The following is a 17,787-nucleotide window of genomic DNA, read 5'->3' as shown; positions in this document are numbered from 1 at the left end:
GAGTAATGGACAACGCGCCGGAGCAAGTGCTCCGGCGGTCAGGAAATCTCCCGCCGGAACGGCGGCAGCGCATTGAGAATAGCCTTGCCGTAGCGCTGGGTGACCAGGCGCCGGTCGAGCAAGGTGATGACGCCGCGATCCTGCTCGGTACGCAGCAGGCGGCCACAGGCCTGGATCAACTTCAACGAGGCGTCGGGCACGGCAATTTCCATGAACGGGTTGCCCCCGCGAGCCTCGATCCACTCCGACAAAGCGGCTTCCACCGGGTCGTCGGGCACGGAGAAAGGTATTTTGGCGATGACCACATGCTCGCAGTACGCACCTGGCAGGTCGACACCTTCAGCAAAGCTGGCCAGGCCGAACAACACGCTGTGCTGGCCATCATCGACCCGCGCCTTGTGCTTGTTCAGGGTTTCCTGCTTGGACAGGTTGCCCTGGATCAGCACCAGCTTGCGCCAGTCACGGTCCAGGCCGTCGAACACATCCTGCATTTGCTTGCGTGACGAGAACAGCACCAGCGCGCCACGGGCATCCTCGACGATGTTTGGCAGCTCACGAATGATCGCCGCCGTATGCGCCGCCGCATCGCGGGGGTCGGCCTGCAGGTCGGGGACCCGCAGCAGACCGGCATCGCCATGTACGAACGGGCTGGGCACCACGCAGGTGACGGCATCGCGCGGCAACCCCGAGCGCATGCGGAAACGGTCGAACTTGCCCAGCGCGGTCAACGTCGCCGACGTGACCAGTGCGCCGTGGGCAACACTCCACAGGCTGCGGCGAAGCATTTCGGCAGCGAGGATGGGGCTGGCGTTGACTTCGATGTCGAACAGAGCGCCACTCTCGGCCAGCGTCAGCCAGCGAGCCATGGGCGGGCTGTCTTCCGGGTCCTCGGCGGTAAAGGCCGTCCACAGTTCCCAGTTGCCTTGGGCACGGGTGACCAGGCTGCCAAACAGCGGGTACCACTCCTCGGCCTGATGGCTGGCGATGCCGATATTGACCTCGCCGTCCATGCCCTCCTTGAGCAGGTCGGCCAGGCGGGTGAACAGGTCGTTGAGGCGGGCAAAGCCCTTTTTCAGTTCGATGCCCACTTCGCGGATCTGCTCTGGCACCACACCGCCCTCGAAGCGGTAACGCGGGCGTTCGCGGCCTTCGGTATCCTCGCTGGGGCGGAAGTCTGCCACCTGCTCGCACAGGGTGAACATGAACTGCTGTTGGGTACGCACTTCCCGCGCCAGCTCCGGCACCTGCTCGATGTACTTGCCAAGGTCACCGGGCAACGGGTGCTGAGCCAACAGTTTGGTCAGGTTCTTGGCGGTCTGTTCCAGCCAGTCGGCGGTGGAACGCAGGCGCGAATAATGGGCGAAATGGCCGATGGCCTTGTCTGGCAGGTGATGGCCTTCGTCGAACACGTACAGGGTATCGCGCGGGTCGGGCAACACCGCGCCACCGCCCAGGGCCAGGTCGGCCAGCACCATGTCGTGGTTGGTGACGATCACGTCGACCTTGCCCATGCCTTCGCGGGCCTTGTAGAACACGCACTGCTGGAAGTTCGGGCAGTGGCGGCCCGTGCACTGGCTGTGGTCGGTGGTCAGCCGTGCCCAGTCCTGGTCTTCCAGGGCCTCGGGCCAGCTGTCACGGTCACCGTCCCAGCGGTTGCCAGCGAGCTTCTCGATCATGCTGTTGAACAGCTTCTGGCTGCGCTCGTCGACTTCGATGCGGAAGCCTTCTTCCTCGAACAGCTGGGCGGTGGCCGACTGGGCATGGCCTTCCTGCAGCAGGATGTCGAGCTTGGACAGGCACAGGTAACGGCCACGGCCCTTGGCCAGGGCGAAGCTGAAGTTGAGCCCGCTGTTGCGCATCAGGTCGGGCAGGTCCTTGAAAACGATCTGCTCCTGCAGGGCCACGGTCGCGGTGGCGATTACCAAGCGCTTGCCGGCGGCCTTGGCGGCCGGGATGGCTGCCAGGCTGTAGGCCACGGTCTTGCCGGTACCGGTGCCCGCCTCGACTGCCACCACGGCAGGCTCCCCGGCACGGCGGCCTTCATCGTCGCAGGCGATGTCGCCAAGCACCTTGGCCACTTCGGCGATCATCAGGCGCTGGCCATAGCGCGGCTTGAGGCTCTTGGCTTCGAGAAAACGCGAATAGGCGCCCTGGATGGTGGCTTTGAGTTCGTTGCTGATCATGGTCTGCAGGCGCCCGAAGGGCTGGATATATTTTCAGTGTTTCACACGGGGCGGCTATCATACCCCGCTATTGCCCATTATGCCGCATGGAGATCCGGATGCTTGCCTTTGCCCTGCCCTACACACTGCATGTCCTGGCTGCCCTGATATGGGTCGGCGGCATGTTCTTCGCCTGGCTGGTGCTGCGCCCGGCAACGGTTGCAGCCCTTGAAGGGCCTGCGCGCCTGCGCCTGTGGGTGGAAGTTTTCCGACGCTTCTTCGGCTGGGTCTGGGTGGCTGTAGCGATTTTGGCGATAAGTGGTATCGGCATGTTGCACATGCGCTTCAGCGGCTTCGAGACTGCGCCGAAGTATGTGCAGGTGATGATCGGTGGAGGGATCGCCATGTTTGCCTTGTTCATGCGCATTCAGGCATTGCTGTTGCCCGAGCTGAAGACGGCGGTGCAAGCCGAGGACTGGCCGACGGGTGCGGCAGTGCTGGGGCGGATTCGGCGCATGGTGGGGATCAACCTCCTGCTGGGCCTGGCGGTCGTTGCAGTTGCCAGTTCGCGACTGATGCTCTGACAGCTGATTATCTAACGACCTGCGCGGCCCCTTGTAGGAGCGGTGTGGCTCAGAGGCGCTGCAGGATCAGCTCACCAGCGGCCCCCGCCAACCCAGGTTGGCCCGGCTGTCCCGGCCGGCCATTGGCCCCAGCGTCGGTGCTGTACACCAGGCAACCTTTACTCGCCCCGCCTTTACCCGCCTTGCCTGCCGCCCCGGCCTTCCCCGGGGCGCCGCCATCCAGACGCGCCACAATGTGCTCCTGCGGGAACCCTTGCGGCAGGCTCAGACGAATGCGCCCACCCGGGGCGCCGTCGTGCCCGTTGCCGCCATTATCGCCATTGGCACCGCGACTGGCCTGGCCCCATGTGCAACCACCTGCCTGGCCATTGGCACCATCAAGCCCCACGTACCCCGGCGCACCGGCGCCGCCACGGGCATCGATCGCCACCCGTTCGGCATCCAGTTCAGCCAGTTTCAGGTCCAGACTGCGGCCCGAGCGGGCTGCCCGCTGGTAGCTCCCGGCAGCCCCTGGAGCACTGAATTCACTGCCTTCGCCCAACCTGGCGCTGCGCGCCTCGATCAGCAACGGGCTATCGGAAGGTGCAATGGCGATACGCGCATCACGCCCCAGCTCCAGCTGGTCGACCTTCAATTCCGCAAGCGAGGCAGGCAGCAGCAGGGTTGCCGAATCAGCGACACGCAAGTGCGTGAGGTGCACGCTGGCCGACTTGTCGGGCAGGCGCAGCATGGAATTGGCGGCGACTTCCAGGCTTTCGGCCTGAGCCAGGGGAGTGGCCAACATGGCCAGCAACATCAGATTACGCATTTCGCGGCGCCTCCTGCGCACGGGGAATGGACATGACATGGAAGATGCCCGTCAACAGGATCTGCAATCGGTCGAACCAGCGATGGCTGCGCCCACGCAGGCTGCCATTGAAGAACAGCACTTCGAGCAGGTGCAGGCCGAACAGGAAAATACCAGCGGCATTGATCAGCAGATTGAAGGGCAAAGGTTGTGGCAACAACTGATTGAACAACACCACACCCCAGAAAGCGACCGTCAGGACCTTGCCCAGGCCCAGGATGAACTTCATACCCCGCCCCTATCGATTGTTGTTATGTCGAGACGGCCCGATCGAGCGGGCCGTGCACCCCACATTAACTGCAATGCCAAGGCAGGCGCCAGCGCCGCTCAGTTGAGGTGCAGCTCCACCCGTCGGTTGCGCGCGCGGCACTCCTCGGTTTCGTTGTCGGTGACCGGCTCGCTTTCCCCACGCCCCTGGCTGGTGACCTTGCCGGGCTCCAGGCCCTGGCTGATAAGGTATTCGGCAACACTGCTGGCACGGCGCTCGGAAAGCGCCTGATTGTAGGTGTCGGAGCCCACGCTGTCGGTGTGCCCGACCACGGCGACCTTGGCTACCGTCGGGGAATTGAGCTTAGCCACCAGGCCTTGCAGCCGTTGCTGGGCCGCCGGGGTCAGGTCGGCGGAATCGAAGGCGAACATCACCGCGCCGTTGTCATCCAGGATGATCACCTCAGGTGCAGGTTCGGGTGCGGTAGCAGGGGGGGCTGCCGGATACACCTTCAACGGGCAACCCATGTGGTCGACCGCCGTGTTGGCTGGGGTGTCGGGGCAACGATCGCGGCGGTCGAAAATACCGTCGCCATCTTCGTCACCGTCCTGGGCATAGCAGATCAGCCCCCCGGTAATGGCGCCCAGGGCGCCGCCACCTGCGGCCCAGGCAGAACTTTCGATAGCGCCCAGGCCGCCACCGACCAAGCCGCCCAACAGGCTGCAGATGGGCCAGGTCCTTTGGTTGAGGGGCGCGCTGCCATCGCTATGGGTAGCGCAGCCTGCGAGCAGGCTGGCAGCCACCAACAGCGGCAGTGCCGCCTTCGACGTCACACTCATGCTGAATGCTCCTGTGTCTTTGGCCACAAACGGCTGGCCGGCATCAAGACGCGCCCGTGCCACTGCTCAAGGCACGGGCGCATGCCGTGTTACCGCTGGATCTTGATCTCGGTACGACGGTTCATCGCACGCCCTTCGGCCGTGGCATTGTCAGCCACCGGTTGGGTTTCACCGGCACCGACCACCGAAACGAAGCTGCTGCGCGGTACGCCGCTCTCGACCAGGTAATCGGTCACCGAGTGGGCACGACGTTCGGACAGTTTCTGGTTGTAGCTGTCGGAACCGACACTGTCGGTGTGGCCGCTGACACTCAGGCGGGCGGATGGTGCTTCCTGCTTGAGGCGCGTGGCAATGGTGTTGAGGCGCTCTTTATCGCGGGCGGTCAGCTTCGCAGAGTCGAATTCGAAGTGCACATCGCGAATGACGATGACCTCTTCTTTCTGCACCACCACTTCCTCGACCACGGCTGCCGGCTCAGGCGGGCACCCGTTGGCATCGACCTGCACCCCACGCGGGGTGCCAGGGCACTTGTCACGGCTGTCCGGCACGCCGTCGCCATCCTCGTCGCCATCTCCATGGGCCCAGCAGTAACCCGCCGCCAGGCCACCGCCCAGCAACGCGCCCCAGCCAGCCCAGCTGGAACTTTCAATAGCGCCCAATGCGGCGCCGCCTACACCCCCGACGGCGGCACATTTCGGCCAGTCGGTTTTTTGCAAACCTGCACAACCAGTCAACACACTGGTGAGCAGTACCAGGGGTATCGCTGTGCGTACTATGCTCATTTCATTGCTTCTCCTAGGGGGAATCGGCATAAGGCCGATCTCTGGGAGTAAAGACCGCGCATTCCAACCCTGCCAGCAATCAGCCACGACGCGGTCACATGCCTCTTTGCCCGCAGGCTGCGGCCCGCTAGTCTTGGACGACTTGAACGAGGATTGGCAATGACCGAAGGTTTCTCCCAACGTACGCCGCAGCAGGCTTTGGCAGCCCTGCTGGAGCGCTTCACCCCGCAACGCCTGCTGCTGGTGGGCACACGTTTCCCGGCGCTCGACGCCTTCGCCGAAGCACACCCGCAGGTGACCATCGCCACAGCGGCCCCTGGCCCGCTTCCGGCCGAGCTTGCGGCCCAGCGTTTTGACCTGGCGGTGCTGGTGGACTGCCTGGAGCACCTGCCCAAACGCACGGGCCTGGAGCTGCTCGGCGGCATCCGCAACCTCAATGCCAGCCGGGTTGCCGTGCTGGCCGATCTGGCCGCCTGCGGCTGGCAAGACACCGACTTTTTCGCCCTGGCCCTGTCGGCCAGCGAGAAATTCTGCCGTGACCAGCAGGTATTGAGCCTGTTCACCTATGATCTACATGACTACAAGCAGGTCCCGGACTGGCTCAATGCCAGGTTCTGGGCCAACCCTGAAAACTTCGGCAAGTACTGGTGGTGATGATGAGTGTCTCGGTCTGCCCCTGTGGCAGTGGCAACCTGCTTGATGCCTGCTGTGGGCATTACCATGCCGGCACCCCGGCACCCGATGCCCAGGCGCTGATGCGCTCACGCTACAGTGCCTACGTGCTGGGCCTGGTCGACTACCTGGTGGCCACCACTTTGCCCGCCCAACAAGCCGACCTGGACCGCGCCGCCATGGCCGCCTGGAGCGCCCAGAGCACCTGGCTGGGCCTGGAGGTAGAAAGCGCTGAAGTACTCGGCGGCCAACCGGAACACGGCTTTGTCACCTTTACCGCACGCTGGCACGACCAGGAGGGCGACCACCAGCACCGTGAACGCTCGGCGTTCGTCCAGCATGCCGGGCGCTGGTACTTCATCGACCCTACGGTCGGGTTGAAGGCCGGGCGCAACGACCCCTGCCCCTGCGCCAGCGGGCAGAAGTTCAAGAAATGCTGCGCCAGTTACGTCGGGAGCTGAACATGAACGCCCGCGCCCGCCTGCTCCTGCTCGGTACACTGATGGCATGGCTGGCGGGCTGCAGCAGTTGGGGCGGTGAAGACTGGCGCGAACCCGAGGTGCGCCTGGTCGAAGTCGAAACGGTCAAGGCCAGGTTGCTGGATCAGGAATTCGTGCTGCACCTGCAAGTCGACAACCCCAATGACAGCCGCCTGTTCATCCGCAACCTCTCGTATGCCGTGCGCCTGAACGATCTGCTGCTGGTGCAGGATGAAACCAGCGTATGGCGCAGCGTGGGCGGGCATGCCCGGCGTACCTTCAAGATCACCGCGCGTACCAACCTGTGGCAGCACCTCAAGCCGCTGGCCAAGCTGCTCAGAAGCAAGCAACCGCTGCACTACACCCTGCAGGGCGAACTGGCGACCGGGCTGCTTATCCATCGGGACCTGCACTTATCGCGCAGTGGTGAGATAATCCCCGGCGATCACATCCCGGAGTAACCCTGCAATGTCCCAGCAACCCCACGTTCATGGCCCTGACTGCAACCACGACCATGATCACCACCATGACCATGGCCATGTTCACGGCCCGCACTGCAACCACGGCCACCAAGAGCCGGTACGCAACGCCCTGAAGGACGTTGGCCGTAACGACCCGTGCCCATGCGGTAGCGAGAAGAAGTTCAAGAAGTGCCACGGCGCCTGATCTGACGTTGCCTCCCTGCTGAGGGCCTTGGCCTAGGCGGCCTTGCGCCGTGTCGCCCCCAGCAGGTCCTGGTACCACAGGCCGGCGTCATAGGCGATGGTCACCACAGTGGTCCCGGCATACCGCGGGTGCTGGGCCATGCGCTGAGCAACGGCCAGGCAGGCGGCAGCGGTATTGCCCACGAAAATGCCACTTTGCATGTAGAACCAGCGCTGCGCAGCCAGCATCTCTGCGTGTTGCACCTGGGCCCGCTCGTCCACCAGCGACCAGTCCATGAAAGGCGGGCAAACCCCCACTGCCATGCCTTCGAAGCGGTGGTCGGCAAACACACCCGCCCTTGAGTCGCACCCGCTGGGGTCGACCAACACCGTCGACACCTCGAAACCGTGATCCTTCAGCCCCAGCGTAATGCCCGTGAAGCTTGCCCCCGTACCCGCACAGCCAACAAACAGGACATCCCGCCCTGCCCCGGCGTTGGTCAGTTGCACGGCCAGCTCGCTGGCCGTCTGGTAACGATGGGCGTCGATACCCATCGGGTTGTTGAACTGGTCGGTATAGAAGTATGACTTGCCCAACGCGGCCTGGTTATCCAGGTGGTGCATGACCACATCCTTGGGGGTGGCACCGGCCATCAACATTTCCTTGCCGATCAGCCGCGCACCGAAACACTCGAGCAAATCCCGCTTGGTCTGGCTGAAGCTCAGCCCGACCGCCAGCTCCACGGCGACCTGGTACTTGTGACAGGCCGCCAGCAAGCCGAAGCCGAAACTGCCACCGGTTTTCTCGATGACGGTTGTCACACCGGGAATGATGTCGCCATTGCGTACGGCATGCTCGACGATGCGCCGGGCCGCTCGGTATTTGTGGCTTCCCCCAGGGTTGTTCATTTCCAGCTTGGTATAGATGCGATCGCTGACACTGATGAGCTCGCTCATTTGCGGCTACCTTCCATTGAAGTATGCAGGCAGGTCTTGTTCTGCAGCAGGCCGGCAGTGGCAACCAGCAGCCCGATGCACAGGGCCATGCAGATGGCGTTGGTGCCATCCCAGCCGACCGTGCTCAGCAACAGCGAAGGGCTGAACGCGCCGAGGGTGGCGAAGATGGCAATGGCCAGGTCGTTCTTGCCCTGCATCTGCATCGCTGCCGGGCTGTTCTGCAGCGACTGGGCCAGCAAGGCGCCGCCGCCTACATACGTCAGGTTCCAACCCAGCCCGAGGGCAATCAGTGCCAAGGTCATCATGGCGTAGCTGTGCGACCAGATATTCAGGGCCGAGCAGCCGATCAGCAGGGCCAGGCCCGCGCAAATGGTGGTCCTGATACCCAACCGCTGGATGATCGCACCGGTGAAGAACGACGGGGCAAACATGGCAATCACATGCCACTGGATCGCCAGGCGTACGTCCGAGAAGTCCTCGTGCATGTGTTTCATGTGCATCGAGGCCTGGATCATCAGCAGGTTCATGATCCCGTAGCTCAGTGCAGCAACGCCCATTGCCACCACCACACTCGGGCTTAACGGCTCGGTGCGTGGGCGGGCCGACTGGGCGGCGCTGTTGACCGTGCTGGTCACACCGCCATCGTCTGGCAGGCAAAGGGCAATCAGCAGTGACAGCAGCGCCAGGCCGACAAACGCGGCATAACACAGCGAAAACAGTGGATAGCCGCCCACATCACGCAGCCACTCGGTAAGCGTCGGCCCGACCACCGCGGCGATGACGCCCCCCGCCACAACCAGCGAAAGGGCTTTGGGTTTCAGGGCCTGAGACAGATTGTCGGTGGCCGCGAAGCGGTTGAAGTTGGCGAAGGCGATATACACACCCAACGCAGAATGGCTAAGTACCAGCGTTGCAAAATGCTGGTGCTCCACCGCCAGAAAGCCGCTGACACCCGACAATGCCAACGGAATTGCGCCCAGCATGAAGGCCTTCTTGCGGCCGATGCGGCTCATCAGCCTGGAGACCGGGTAGGTTGCCAGCATCAGGCTCAGAAACTGAAACCCGTACGGCACCGTGGACCACGCGGCATCAGGCGCCAGCGCCGCGCCGACAATGGCGGCCATGGTCACGGACATGACCGCTGTGGTCAGGTTGATCGACTGTGCGGTGAAATACAGGTACGTGCGCCGCGGTAACGTGCTGTTCATAGTGCGTGCCCGTGGTAGGTGGACAGGTCGATTTCGGCATCGGGAAACGCGCAGATCAGCCGTTCCTTACCTTTGCCCAGGCGTTTGCGCCTGACGCTCAGGCGCCCTATACGCCCCGGTGAATCGAGGTGTGTGCCACCGCACGGAATTTCGATGCCGTTGTAGGTCCACAAACGTGCGTCTTCCAGGCCCTCGACCGCGTAGTGCTCGATGGGTGCATCGAAGCCGATCAGTTCGTTGGCCCGCCGTTCTATTTCAACCACCTCTTCGGCCGTGAAAGCGTCCTCGACCAGGAAGTCGAAACGTGCCGAATCCTCTTTGATGTGGCAGCCGATGGTCCATTGCTGCAGCTCTTCACGCAGCCCGATCGCAGCGGCATACAGAAAGTGACTGGCACTGTGAGACAGCGTCAGCCGTTCGCGCCGTTCAATATCGATGGTGATGCGAGCCGGCATGCCTGGCGTGACGTCATCCAGCAGGTGCAGGTCATCAGGGTGCAGGCTGTGAATAATGATGCCGCCCAGTTTTCCACCTTTGAAACCTTCTAGGCGAATCGGGCTGCCATACAGTTTTTTCACCCAGACAAAGCGCACAGTTCCCACCGGTAATTCAATGGTGCCGAAGTCTGCTTCCTGGCCGCCGCCCTCCGGGTAAGCCACGGTACTCTGCAATTCAATGCCATCACTGTGCACGCGTGTTACTTGCGTATCAACGCCGGCCAGATACTGGTCTTTGTAATACAGCTTTTCGGTATTGCGTAACACTTCATAGTTCAGAGTGTTCATGGTTCCAGTACCACCTGCAATGATGTTTTAACCTGTACCCGGGCAGCCGCTGGAACATCTTTGGTAATAATGCAGCCCGGCCCGATAAATGCGCCGTCACCGACGTGGATAGCGCCCAGCACACTGGCGAACGCGCCGATTTGTACCCGGTTGCCCAAGGTCGGGTGCCTGGGGCTTGAAGGGTTGCCGCTGATACCGCGGGCGCCAAGGGTGACGCCGCCCAGCACGTAGCAATCGTCACCAATGGTCGAGGTTTCGCCTATGACGGTGCCCATGCCGTGATCGATGATGAAGCGTGCGCCAATACGGCTGCGGAAGTGGATTTCCGCGCCGGAGAGCATTTTGCCGCGCCTGGAGATCATGGCCGCCAGGCATTGACCGCCGGCACCATAGGCAGCAGCGGTATTGTTGTAGATCCAATGGGCGAGCCGATAATGCAGAACGGCAGAATAAGAGGTGTACGTTCTTGCAATGAATACCAGGTCGCGGCCAGCTGCCGGATCTTTCAGGGCAAAGGCCTGCAAATCGGCATGGGCTTGTTCGGTGACACACTGAATAACCGAAGTTTCTTTAAACGCTTCGAATTCATCAACTGAACAACACTCCAATAGCGCCGATGTAACAAGGTTCCTTACAACCTTGAAAGTTTCCGGTTCATCAGGCACAGGTAGCCTGGCAATGACGGCTGATTGCATATCCATAGAGTGCATGGGCTCAATATCCAGTTGTCTGGTTGAACAGACGCTTAAGGTGCTGCCTTTGCGGGCAACCAACACTTCCGACCAGGGAATAGTGGCATGTACTGGCCAGTTGAAAACGAACAGTCGACAAGCATTTCCGTTAACTGTTAGGCTTTTTTTTCTAACGGTTTGAGACCTGCCATGAACACCCGCAGCCTTCATCACCAGTTAAGACAACGCCTGGATGCAGGGGAGTGGCTGCCCGGGCAGCGCATGCCCTCCATCCGCAAACTGACAGCTGCAGTCGACTTCAGCTACCACGACGTTGTTTCGGCCTACGCCCAGCTGGTCAGCGAAGGTGTGTTGACCGCTTCGCCGGGCAGGGGCTACTTCGTCGCGACCCGGTCACGGCAAACCAGTGTGATCCACGAGCCCGAATGCATGGCGGGCGACCCGCTTTTCAAGCTGCTGCAAGGCGGCCAGCACTACACCAAGCTGGGCAGCGGCTGGCTCCCCCCCGCCTGGCGTGACACCGAGCTGCTGGCCAAGGCCATTCGCCGCACGGCGCGGCTGGAGCAAAGCTCGCTGGCCGAATACGGCGACATCCAGGGCTACCTGCCCATGCGCAAACAGCTGTGCGTACACATGAAACGGCTGACCCGTGTCGATGTCCGCCCCAACCAGTTGCTGACCACGCTGGGCGCCACACAAGGCCTTGACCTGGTTGCGCGGCTGCTGATCAAGCCAGGCGACCACGTTTTCGTCGACGAGCCGGGTAACGGCAACCTGATCAAGCTGATCCAGCTGGCGGGCGGGCACGTTGTCGGCATACGGCGAACCCAGGACGGGCCAGACGTGGAAGAGATGAAAACCTACCTGGCCGGGCACAAGGTCAAGGCATTTTTCTGTAACAGCACCTTCCACAACCCGACCGGCAGCAACATCAGCCCGCACAACGCCTTCAGTGTCCTGCGCCTGGCGGTAGAGCACGAGTTCTTCGTGGTCGAGGACGATGTGTATGGCGACTTCAGCCCGGCCGTACGCCAGACCTTTGCCGAGCTGGACAACCTTGACCGGGTTATCTACATCGGCAGTTTCTCCAAATGCCTGTCCGCATCGCTACGCGTGGGTTTCATCGCCTGCTCACACGACCTGATCGAACCGCTGACACGCCTGAAACTGCTGACCTGTGTTGCCGTCCCGGCGTTTTGCGAACGCTTCGTCAACACCATATTGTCGGATGGCACCTATGCCCGGCACATGAATGATGTGCAGCAGCGCCTGATCAGGCAGCAGGTCCAGACCCAGCGGCTTCTGATCGAGCGAGGCTGGCAGTTTGAAATCGCACCGCAAGGGGGGATGTTCCTCTGGGTCTACCACCCGGACCTGCCAGACCTGCAACCCCTGGTGCGCAAACTGGAACAAAACAAGATTCTGCTGATGCCCGGCTCGGCGTTCGCCGTCACCCGTGACTACCGGCGCTATGCGCGCATCAATTGCACGCACTTTTCCGAGACGTTGGCAGACCACTTCAACGTTTGAGGCAGCGCTGGCAAATAAACCGACCTGGGACCTTGCATGGCGCCTGCGCGCTTACTACCTTAGCGCCTTTCGAAACCCGCCACGCCTTGCAGGAGCCCTTGTCATGGCCGCCCCCGCCTTTCCTCCCTTCCGCCCGCGGTTCGCAACCGCTGCCACGCTGCTCGGCATGCTCGGGCTGGCCGGCTGCCAGACGGGCGGCTACCAGGACAGCGTGCCACCGACCAGTGGCGTGCAGCCGCTCAAGGGCCTGGCGCAGAATGTTTCAGTACGCCGCAATGCCATGGGTGCGCCACTGATCGAAAGCAGCAGCTTCCATGATGCGCTGTTCAGCCTGGGCTATGTGCATGCCGGTGACCGCATCGAGCAGATGGTCGCCATGCGCCTGCTGGCCCAAGGCCGTCTGGCCGAACTGGCCGGCAGCGAAGCGCTGGACATCGACCGCTTGATGCGCGCGGCCAACCTCAAGCAAAGCGCCGCCCAGCAGTACGCCGACGCATCGCCACGGCTCAAGCGCTTTTTCGAAGTGTACGCACGCGGGGTCAACGCCTACCTGTTCCGCTACCGCGACAAGCTGCCGGCCGGCCTGGCCAGCAGTGGCTATCGCCCGGAATACTGGAAGCCCGAAGACTCGGCACTGATCTTCAACCTGTATGCGTTCCGCCAATCGGTGAACCTGCAGGAAGAATTGAGTGCCCTGACCCTGGCGCAGAAAGCCGGCAGCGACAAACTGGCCTGGCTGCTGCCTGGCGCCCCGGACGAGCCATTGGCCGAAGGCGAGGTGGACAAGCTCAAGGGCCTGAACCTGGCCAGCCAGCTGCCGGGCCTGCCAGCGCTGGCGGCCGCCAGCCAGAAACTGGCCGACCTCGACCTGCTCGGCAGCCCGGGCTCGGCCAACCTGGCCCTGGCCCCGCAGCGCAGCCGCAGTGGCAAGAGTCTGCTGGCCAGCGACAGCCGCGCTACCTGGGCCCTGAGCCCGGTACAGATTCACACCGGCAAGTACCAGGTTGCCGGCCTGTCGTTGCCGGGTTTGCCGATCGTGCTGGCCGGTTACAACGGCAAACTGGCCTGGAGCAGCAGCGCCGTGATGGCCGACAACCAGGACCTGTTCCTGGAACAACTGCGTCGTCAAGGCAGCCAGCTGAGCTACCTGGCCGACGGCAAATGGCTGCCGGCCCGCGCCCGTAGCGAAACGTTCTTCGTCCGAGGCCAGCGCCCGCTGCGCGAGGTGATGTATGACACCCGCCACGGCACCCTGCTGGCCCAGCCAGACAACGCCAGCCTGGGCCTGGCGCTGAACTTGCCGCAGTTCAAGGGCGACCGCAGCCTGGATGCACTGTTCGACCTGACCCGGGCCAGGAACGTGGAACGCGCCTTCGACAGTACCCGCGAAGTGACCGCCGCGGCCCTCAACTTTGTCTTCGCCGAGCCGGAGCACATCGGCTGGCAAGTCAGTGGCCACTACCCCAACCGCCGCGAAGGCCAGGGCCTGCTGCCCTCGCCGGGCTGGGACGGGCGCTACGACTGGGACGGCTATGCCGACCCGATGCTGCACCCGTATGACCAGGACCCGCCTGCTGGCTGGATCGGCCACGCCAACCAGCGCAGCCTGCCGCGTGGCTACGGCATGCAGCTGTCCAGCACCTGGTACTACCCCGAACGCGCCGAACGCCTGGCCCAGTTGGCCGGCAATGGCCGCCACGACAGCCGCAGCCTGATGGCCCTGCAGAACGACCAGGTAACCCTGCTGGCCGACAAGCTCAAGCAGATGTTCGACGCCCCCGGCATGGCCCAGCCACTGAAGCAGGCGATCGACGCCCTGCCTGCCGCACAACGCGACAAGGCCCGCGACACACTGGCCCGGCTCAAGGCCTTCGATGGCCGACTGAGCCCGGTGTCAGCGGATGCCGCGCTGTACGAGCTGTTCTTGCAGGAGGTAACGCGGCAGACCTTCCTCGACGACCTGGGCCCGGAATCCGGCCCTGCCTGGCAGGCGTTCGTCAGCAATGCCCGCTTGTCGTTCTCGGCCCAGGCCGATCACCTGCTGGGCCGCGACGACAGCCCGTTCTGGGATGACCGCAACACCCCACAAAAAGAAGACAAGCCTGCCATTCTCGCCCGCAGCCTGGCGGGAGCAATGGACGCCGGGATCGCGCAACTGGGCGCCGACCGCCGCGCCTGGCAATGGGGCAAGCTGCACCAGTACCGCTGGCCAGCACCGGCCTACCATGGCCTGGGCGAAGCCATCAGCCGCTCACCGCTGGCTGCAGGTGGCGACTTCACCACCCTCGCCCTGACGCCATACGCCTGGGGCAGCGACTTCGACACCCGCCTGCCGGCCTCGGCGCGGATGATCGTAGACTTCGGCCAGGCCGAACCGTTGCAGGTGCTGACCAGCAGCGGCCAGTCCGGTAACCCGGCAAGCGCGCACTACAGCGACGGGCTGGATGCCTGGTTGAAAGGCCGGTTCATGAGCCTGCCGCTGCAGCAACAGAACTTCGGGCGGGCGTATGGCAACCAACGACTCACGCTGGTGCCTGGCAAATAACGGGCATCGCCTGTTTTGGGGCTGCATTGCAGCCCCAGCCATTTCCAGTCGAACTTCCTTTCTCCTGCATGGCTCCTAACTGGTAACTCCAAACCAGCGCCCGCGCCATGGACCTTGTCATCGCCCGCCCCGAAGGCCTCTACTGCCCACCCGGTGATTTCTACATCGACCCTTGGCGGCCCGTGGACCGCGCCGTGATCACCCATGGCCACGGTGACCATGCACGGACCGGCAATGGCCATTATCTGACCGCCAGCCCCGGTGCTGGCATTCTGCGTAGCCGGTTGGGCCAGGGCATCGATTTGCAGACCCTGCCCTACGGTGAGCGCCTGCTTCACCATGGGGTGACCCTGAGCCTGCACCCGGCCGGGCACGTGCTGGGTTCGGCACAAGTGCGCCTGGAGTACCAGGGTGAAGTCTGGGTCGCGTCCGGTGACTACAAGGTGGAGCCCGATGGCACCTGTACGCCCTTCGAACCCGTGCAGTGCCACACCTTCATCACCGAATCGACGTTCGGCCTGCCCATTTATCGCTGGCCCAGCCAGGCTGAGGTGTTCGCCGACATCAATACCTGGTGGCGGGCCAACAGCACACAGGGCAAGGCCAGCGTGCTGTTCTGCTATGCCTTCGGCAAGGCTCAGCGGATTTTGCATGGGCTGGACGCCAGCATCGGCCCGATCCTCGTGCACGGCGCCGTCGAGCCGCTCAACCGGGTGTACCGGGACGCCGGTATCCACCTGCCGAAAACCCTCTATGCCGGCGACATACCGCGCAACGACCCACTGCTGCGCCAAGCGCTGATCCTGGCGCCCCCGTCAGCCAGCGGCAGTAGCTGGATGCGCCGCTTCGGCGAGTACAGCGATGCCTTCGCCAGTGGCTGGATGCTACTGCGCGGCACCCGCCGGCGGCGCGGTGTGGATCGGGGCTTCGTCCTCTCGGACCATGCCGACTGGCCCGGGCTGCTGTGGGCAATTGGCCAGACCGGCGCCGAACGGGTGATGGTCACGCACGGCTCGGTCAACGTGCTGGTGCGCTACCTCAACGAACAAGGCCTCGATGCCCGCGCCTTCGTCACCGAATACGGCGACGAAGACGACGTCGTCACTGCCGAACCCACACCATGAAAGCCTTCGCCACGTTGTACCTGCGCCTGGATGCGACCACATCCAGCAACGCCAAGCTTGAGGCACTGCGCGACTATTTCGCCAATGCCCCCGCCGAGGATGCCGCCTGGGCCGTGTACTTTCTGGCCGGCGGGCGCCCGCGCCAGCTGGTGCCCACTCGCGTGTTGCGCGCACAGGCAACGGCTCAGGCCGGGTTGCCAGACTGGCTCTTCGAAGAAAGCTATCAGGCAGTGGGTGACCTGGCCGAAACCATTTCGCTATTGCTACCCATACACGCCGATGGCAGCGATGAAGGCCTTGCCATCTGGGTGGAGCAGCATTTGCTGCCCCTGCGCGGACTACCGCCTGAGCAGGTTCAGCAGCGCCTGCAGCCGCTCTGGGCGCAGCTGGATCGCCCCAGCCTGATGCTGTGCCTGAAGCTGATCACCGGCAGTTTTCGCGTGGGCGTATCGAAGTTGCTTGTCACCCGCGCCTTGGCGCAACTGGCCGGGCTGGACGCCAAGCGCGTGGCCCAACGCCTGGTCGGTTACACCGATATTGGCCATCGCCCTACCGCAGCCAGCTACCAGAAGCTGATCGCCCCGGAGTCCGCCGATGAGCATCGCCAGCGTGGCGGCCAGCCCTACCCATTCTTCCTGGCCCACCCGCTACAAGCCTCTACCGACCAGTTCGATACTTTGCTCGGGCCGCCAAGCAACTGGCAAATCGAGTGGAAGTGGGACGGCATTCGCGCCCAGGTGGTCAAGCGCGAGGGCCAGCTCTGGGTGTGGTCGCGCGGCGAAGAGCTGGTGACCGAGCGCTTCCCCGAACTGCACAGCCTGGCGCAGACGCTACCCGATGGTGTGGTGCTCGACGGCGAGATTCTGGTCTGGAAACCAGGTGATACAGGGGCTGAACTGGCCGTGCAGCCTTTTTCCCTGCTACAGCAGCGCCTGGGGCGCAAAACGCTGGGCAAGAAATTGCTGACCGACGCACCGGTGGTGTTGCAGGCCTACGACCTGCTGGAGTGGCAAGGCGAAGACTGGCGCAACCGGCCGCAGCACGAGCGCCGCAGCCAACTGGAACGCTTGGTCGATGCGCACCCGCTTGCCCCCGTGCTGCTGTCGCCGCTGCTGACAGGTCCGGACTGGGCCGACCTTGCCCACCAGCGCGAACAGTCGCGCAGCCTGGGTGTCGAGGGCCTGATGCTCAAGCAGCGCGAGGCCCTTTACGGTGTGGGGCGCACCAAGGATATGGGTACCTGGTGGAAGTGGAAGATCGACCCGTTCAGCGTCGATGCCGTACTGATCTATGCCCAACGCGGCCACGGTCGGCGTGCAAGCCTGTACAGCGACTACACCTTCGCCGTGTGGGACGCACCGGCCGGCACTCCGGGGCGAGCACTGGTACCCTTTGCCAAGGCCTATTCGGGGCTCAGTGACGAAGAAATGCGCAAGGTCGATGCCATTATCCGCAAGACCACGGTGGAAACCTTCGGCCCGGTACGCAGCGTAACGCCTACGCTGGTGTTCGAACTGGGCTTCGAAGGCATTGCCTTGTCCAGGCGCCACAAGAGCGGTATTGCCGTGCGCTTTCCGCGCATGCTGCGCTGGCGGCTGGACAAGCCGGTGGAAGAGGCGGATGACCTGGCCTCCTTGCAGGCACTGCTGGCCTGAAAGGTCGCGCCCCCATTGAGGCGCAACGCTGAAAACTATGCTTCTATCAGTGTGCCGACCTGTGTCGCAGACCG

The 17,787-nt window shown here is 63.3% G+C and carries 18 protein-coding genes; 9 read left to right on the top strand and 9 right to left on the bottom strand.

Going from position 1 to position 17,787, the window contains the following annotated elements; all coding sequences use genetic code 11:
* Nucleotides 1–38: 38 nt before the first annotated feature.
* Nucleotides 39–2,183: an ATP-dependent DNA helicase DinG gene (gene dinG, locus D906_RS13835; RefSeq protein ID WP_019096578.1), complete on the bottom strand. Its 2,145-nt coding sequence runs from the start codon at nucleotides 2,181–2,183 to the stop codon at nucleotides 39–41.
* A gap of 98 nt (nucleotides 2,184–2,281) precedes the next feature.
* Here dinG and D906_RS13830 point away from each other — a divergent pair, with 98 nt between their 5' ends.
* The gene (locus tag D906_RS13830; RefSeq protein ID WP_016713785.1) at nucleotides 2,282–2,746 is read left to right on the top strand and encodes a CopD family protein; all 465 of its coding nucleotides are present in this window, start codon (nucleotides 2,282–2,284) and stop codon (nucleotides 2,744–2,746) included.
* 49 nt (nucleotides 2,747–2,795) lie between these two features.
* Here D906_RS13830 and D906_RS13825 read toward each other — a convergent pair whose 3' ends face one another.
* From D906_RS13825 to D906_RS13810, 4 genes are all read right to left on the bottom strand, one after another.
* A complete protein-coding gene (locus tag D906_RS13825; RefSeq protein WP_019096577.1) occupies nucleotides 2,796–3,554 on the bottom strand; it encodes a hypothetical protein in 759 nt (252 codons plus the stop codon).
* On the bottom strand, nucleotides 3,547–3,822 hold the full coding sequence (locus D906_RS13820) for a DUF1145 domain-containing protein (protein ID WP_016713783.1): 276 nt from the start codon (nucleotides 3,820–3,822) through the stop codon (nucleotides 3,547–3,549). Before D906_RS13820 ends, D906_RS13825 begins: the two co-directional genes overlap by 8 nt.
* Nucleotides 3,823–3,920: 98 nt before the next feature.
* Nucleotides 3,921–4,640, bottom strand: a complete 720-nt coding sequence (locus tag D906_RS13815; RefSeq protein ID WP_027615423.1) for an OmpA family protein — start codon at nucleotides 4,638–4,640, stop codon at nucleotides 3,921–3,923.
* Between the two features lie 89 nt (nucleotides 4,641–4,729).
* Nucleotides 4,730–5,422, bottom strand: coding sequence for an OmpA family protein (locus tag D906_RS13810; protein ID WP_016713781.1), 693 nt, complete (start codon nucleotides 5,420–5,422; stop codon nucleotides 4,730–4,732).
* Nucleotides 5,423–5,581: 159 nt separating this feature from the next.
* Here D906_RS13810 and D906_RS13805 point away from each other — a divergent pair, with 159 nt between their 5' ends.
* The 4 genes from D906_RS13805 to D906_RS13790 are packed head-to-tail and all read left to right on the top strand — an operon-like array spanning nucleotide 5,582 to nucleotide 7,239.
* Nucleotides 5,582–6,076, top strand: coding sequence for a DUF6231 family protein (locus tag D906_RS13805; RefSeq protein ID WP_016713780.1), 495 nt, complete (start codon nucleotides 5,582–5,584; stop codon nucleotides 6,074–6,076).
* Nucleotides 6,077–6,078: 2 nt separating this feature from the next.
* Nucleotides 6,079–6,555, top strand: a complete 477-nt coding sequence (locus D906_RS13800) for a YchJ family protein (protein ID WP_025754557.1) — start codon at nucleotides 6,079–6,081, stop codon at nucleotides 6,553–6,555.
* 2 nt (nucleotides 6,556–6,557) lie between these two features.
* A complete protein-coding gene (locus D906_RS13795; RefSeq protein ID WP_027615422.1) occupies nucleotides 6,558–7,034 on the top strand; it encodes an LEA type 2 family protein in 477 nt (158 codons plus the stop codon).
* 7 nt (nucleotides 7,035–7,041) lie between these two features.
* On the top strand, nucleotides 7,042–7,239 hold the full coding sequence (locus D906_RS13790) for an SEC-C metal-binding domain-containing protein (RefSeq protein WP_009684590.1): 198 nt from the start codon (nucleotides 7,042–7,044) through the stop codon (nucleotides 7,237–7,239).
* 32 nt (nucleotides 7,240–7,271) lie between these two features.
* On the opposite strand, the gene D906_RS13785 is transcribed toward D906_RS13790, so the two are convergent.
* From D906_RS13785 to D906_RS13770, 4 genes are read right to left on the bottom strand one after another with little or no spacing between them, the layout of a single operon-like run.
* Nucleotides 7,272–8,174 carry a pyridoxal-phosphate dependent enzyme gene (locus D906_RS13785; RefSeq protein WP_025754558.1) on the bottom strand — a complete coding sequence of 301 codons (903 nt, stop codon included), beginning with the start codon at nucleotides 8,172–8,174 and terminating at the stop codon, nucleotides 7,272–7,274.
* On the bottom strand, nucleotides 8,171–9,382 hold the full coding sequence (locus D906_RS13780; RefSeq protein ID WP_016713768.1) for an MFS transporter: 1,212 nt from the start codon (nucleotides 9,380–9,382) through the stop codon (nucleotides 8,171–8,173). The genes D906_RS13785 and D906_RS13780 overlap by 4 nt, the downstream gene beginning before the upstream one ends.
* Nucleotides 9,379–10,167, bottom strand: coding sequence for an alanyl-tRNA editing protein (locus tag D906_RS13775; RefSeq protein WP_019096571.1), 789 nt, complete (start codon nucleotides 10,165–10,167; stop codon nucleotides 9,379–9,381). Before D906_RS13775 ends, D906_RS13780 begins: the two co-directional genes overlap by 4 nt.
* Nucleotides 10,164–10,877, bottom strand: a complete 714-nt coding sequence (locus D906_RS13770; RefSeq protein ID WP_025754559.1) for a serine O-acetyltransferase — start codon at nucleotides 10,875–10,877, stop codon at nucleotides 10,164–10,166. Before D906_RS13770 ends, D906_RS13775 begins: the two co-directional genes overlap by 4 nt.
* 171 nt (nucleotides 10,878–11,048) lie before the next feature.
* Here D906_RS13770 and D906_RS13765 point away from each other — a divergent pair, with 171 nt between their 5' ends.
* The 4 genes from D906_RS13765 to D906_RS13750 all read left to right on the top strand — a co-directional run bounded on the left by D906_RS13765 (nucleotide 11,049) and on the right by D906_RS13750 (nucleotide 17,713).
* A complete protein-coding gene (locus D906_RS13765) occupies nucleotides 11,049–12,389 on the top strand; it encodes a PLP-dependent aminotransferase family protein (RefSeq protein ID WP_025754560.1) in 1,341 nt (446 codons plus the stop codon).
* A gap of 103 nt (nucleotides 12,390–12,492) precedes the next feature.
* Nucleotides 12,493–14,934, top strand: a complete 2,442-nt coding sequence (locus D906_RS13760) for a penicillin acylase family protein (protein WP_025754561.1) — start codon at nucleotides 12,493–12,495, stop codon at nucleotides 14,932–14,934.
* A 107-nt stretch (nucleotides 14,935–15,041) separates the two neighbouring features.
* Nucleotides 15,042–16,058, top strand: coding sequence for a ligase-associated DNA damage response exonuclease (locus D906_RS13755; protein WP_025754562.1), 1,017 nt, complete (start codon nucleotides 15,042–15,044; stop codon nucleotides 16,056–16,058).
* On the top strand, nucleotides 16,055–17,713 hold the full coding sequence (locus tag D906_RS13750) for an ATP-dependent DNA ligase (RefSeq protein ID WP_025754563.1): 1,659 nt from the start codon (nucleotides 16,055–16,057) through the stop codon (nucleotides 17,711–17,713). The genes D906_RS13755 and D906_RS13750 overlap by 4 nt, the downstream gene beginning before the upstream one ends.
* Nucleotides 17,714–17,787 lie beyond the last annotated feature (74 nt).

The organism is Pseudomonas sp. LAIL14HWK12:I1 (assembly GCF_003202095.1).
Classification (GTDB): domain Bacteria; phylum Pseudomonadota; class Gammaproteobacteria; order Pseudomonadales; family Pseudomonadaceae; genus Aquipseudomonas; species Aquipseudomonas monteilii.
This window is presented reverse-complemented; position numbering and strand designations above follow the sequence as displayed.

What these genes read in the sequence shown, in the direction of transcription:
- D906_RS13750 (WP_025754563.1), top strand. Translation starts at nt 16,055, where the DNA reads ATGAAAGCCTTCGCCACGTTGTACCTGCGCCTGGATGCGACCACATCC.
- D906_RS13795 (WP_027615422.1), top strand. Translation starts at nt 6,558, where the DNA reads ATGAACGCCCGCGCCCGCCTGCTCCTGCTCGGTACACTGATGGCATGG.
- D906_RS13805 (WP_016713780.1), top strand. Translation starts at nt 5,582, where the DNA reads ATGACCGAAGGTTTCTCCCAACGTACGCCGCAGCAGGCTTTGGCAGCC.
- D906_RS13830 (WP_016713785.1), top strand. Translation starts at nt 2,282, where the DNA reads ATGCTTGCCTTTGCCCTGCCCTACACACTGCATGTCCTGGCTGCCCTG.
- D906_RS13770 (WP_025754559.1), bottom strand. Translation starts at nt 10,877, where the DNA reads ATGCACTCTATGGATATGCAATCAGCCGTCATTGCCAGGCTACCTGTG.
- D906_RS13780 (WP_016713768.1), bottom strand. Translation starts at nt 9,382, where the DNA reads ATGAACAGCACGTTACCGCGGCGCACGTACCTGTATTTCACCGCACAG.
- D906_RS13810 (WP_016713781.1), bottom strand. Translation starts at nt 5,422, where the DNA reads ATGAGCATAGTACGCACAGCGATACCCCTGGTACTGCTCACCAGTGTG.
- D906_RS13755 (WP_025754562.1), top strand. Translation starts at nt 15,042, where the DNA reads ATGGACCTTGTCATCGCCCGCCCCGAAGGCCTCTACTGCCCACCCGGT.
- D906_RS13785 (WP_025754558.1), bottom strand. Translation starts at nt 8,174, where the DNA reads ATGAGCGAGCTCATCAGTGTCAGCGATCGCATCTATACCAAGCTGGAA.
- D906_RS13765 (WP_025754560.1), top strand. Translation starts at nt 11,049, where the DNA reads ATGAACACCCGCAGCCTTCATCACCAGTTAAGACAACGCCTGGATGCA.
- D906_RS13790 (WP_009684590.1), top strand. Translation starts at nt 7,042, where the DNA reads ATGTCCCAGCAACCCCACGTTCATGGCCCTGACTGCAACCACGACCAT.
- D906_RS13760 (WP_025754561.1), top strand. Translation starts at nt 12,493, where the DNA reads ATGGCCGCCCCCGCCTTTCCTCCCTTCCGCCCGCGGTTCGCAACCGCT.
- dinG (WP_019096578.1), bottom strand. Translation starts at nt 2,183, where the DNA reads ATGATCAGCAACGAACTCAAAGCCACCATCCAGGGCGCCTATTCGCGT.
- D906_RS13800 (WP_025754557.1), top strand. Translation starts at nt 6,079, where the DNA reads ATGAGTGTCTCGGTCTGCCCCTGTGGCAGTGGCAACCTGCTTGATGCC.
- D906_RS13820 (WP_016713783.1), bottom strand. Translation starts at nt 3,822, where the DNA reads ATGAAGTTCATCCTGGGCCTGGGCAAGGTCCTGACGGTCGCTTTCTGG.
- D906_RS13825 (WP_019096577.1), bottom strand. Translation starts at nt 3,554, where the DNA reads ATGCGTAATCTGATGTTGCTGGCCATGTTGGCCACTCCCCTGGCTCAG.
- D906_RS13815 (WP_027615423.1), bottom strand. Translation starts at nt 4,640, where the DNA reads ATGAGTGTGACGTCGAAGGCGGCACTGCCGCTGTTGGTGGCTGCCAGC.
- D906_RS13775 (WP_019096571.1), bottom strand. Translation starts at nt 10,167, where the DNA reads ATGAACACTCTGAACTATGAAGTGTTACGCAATACCGAAAAGCTGTAT.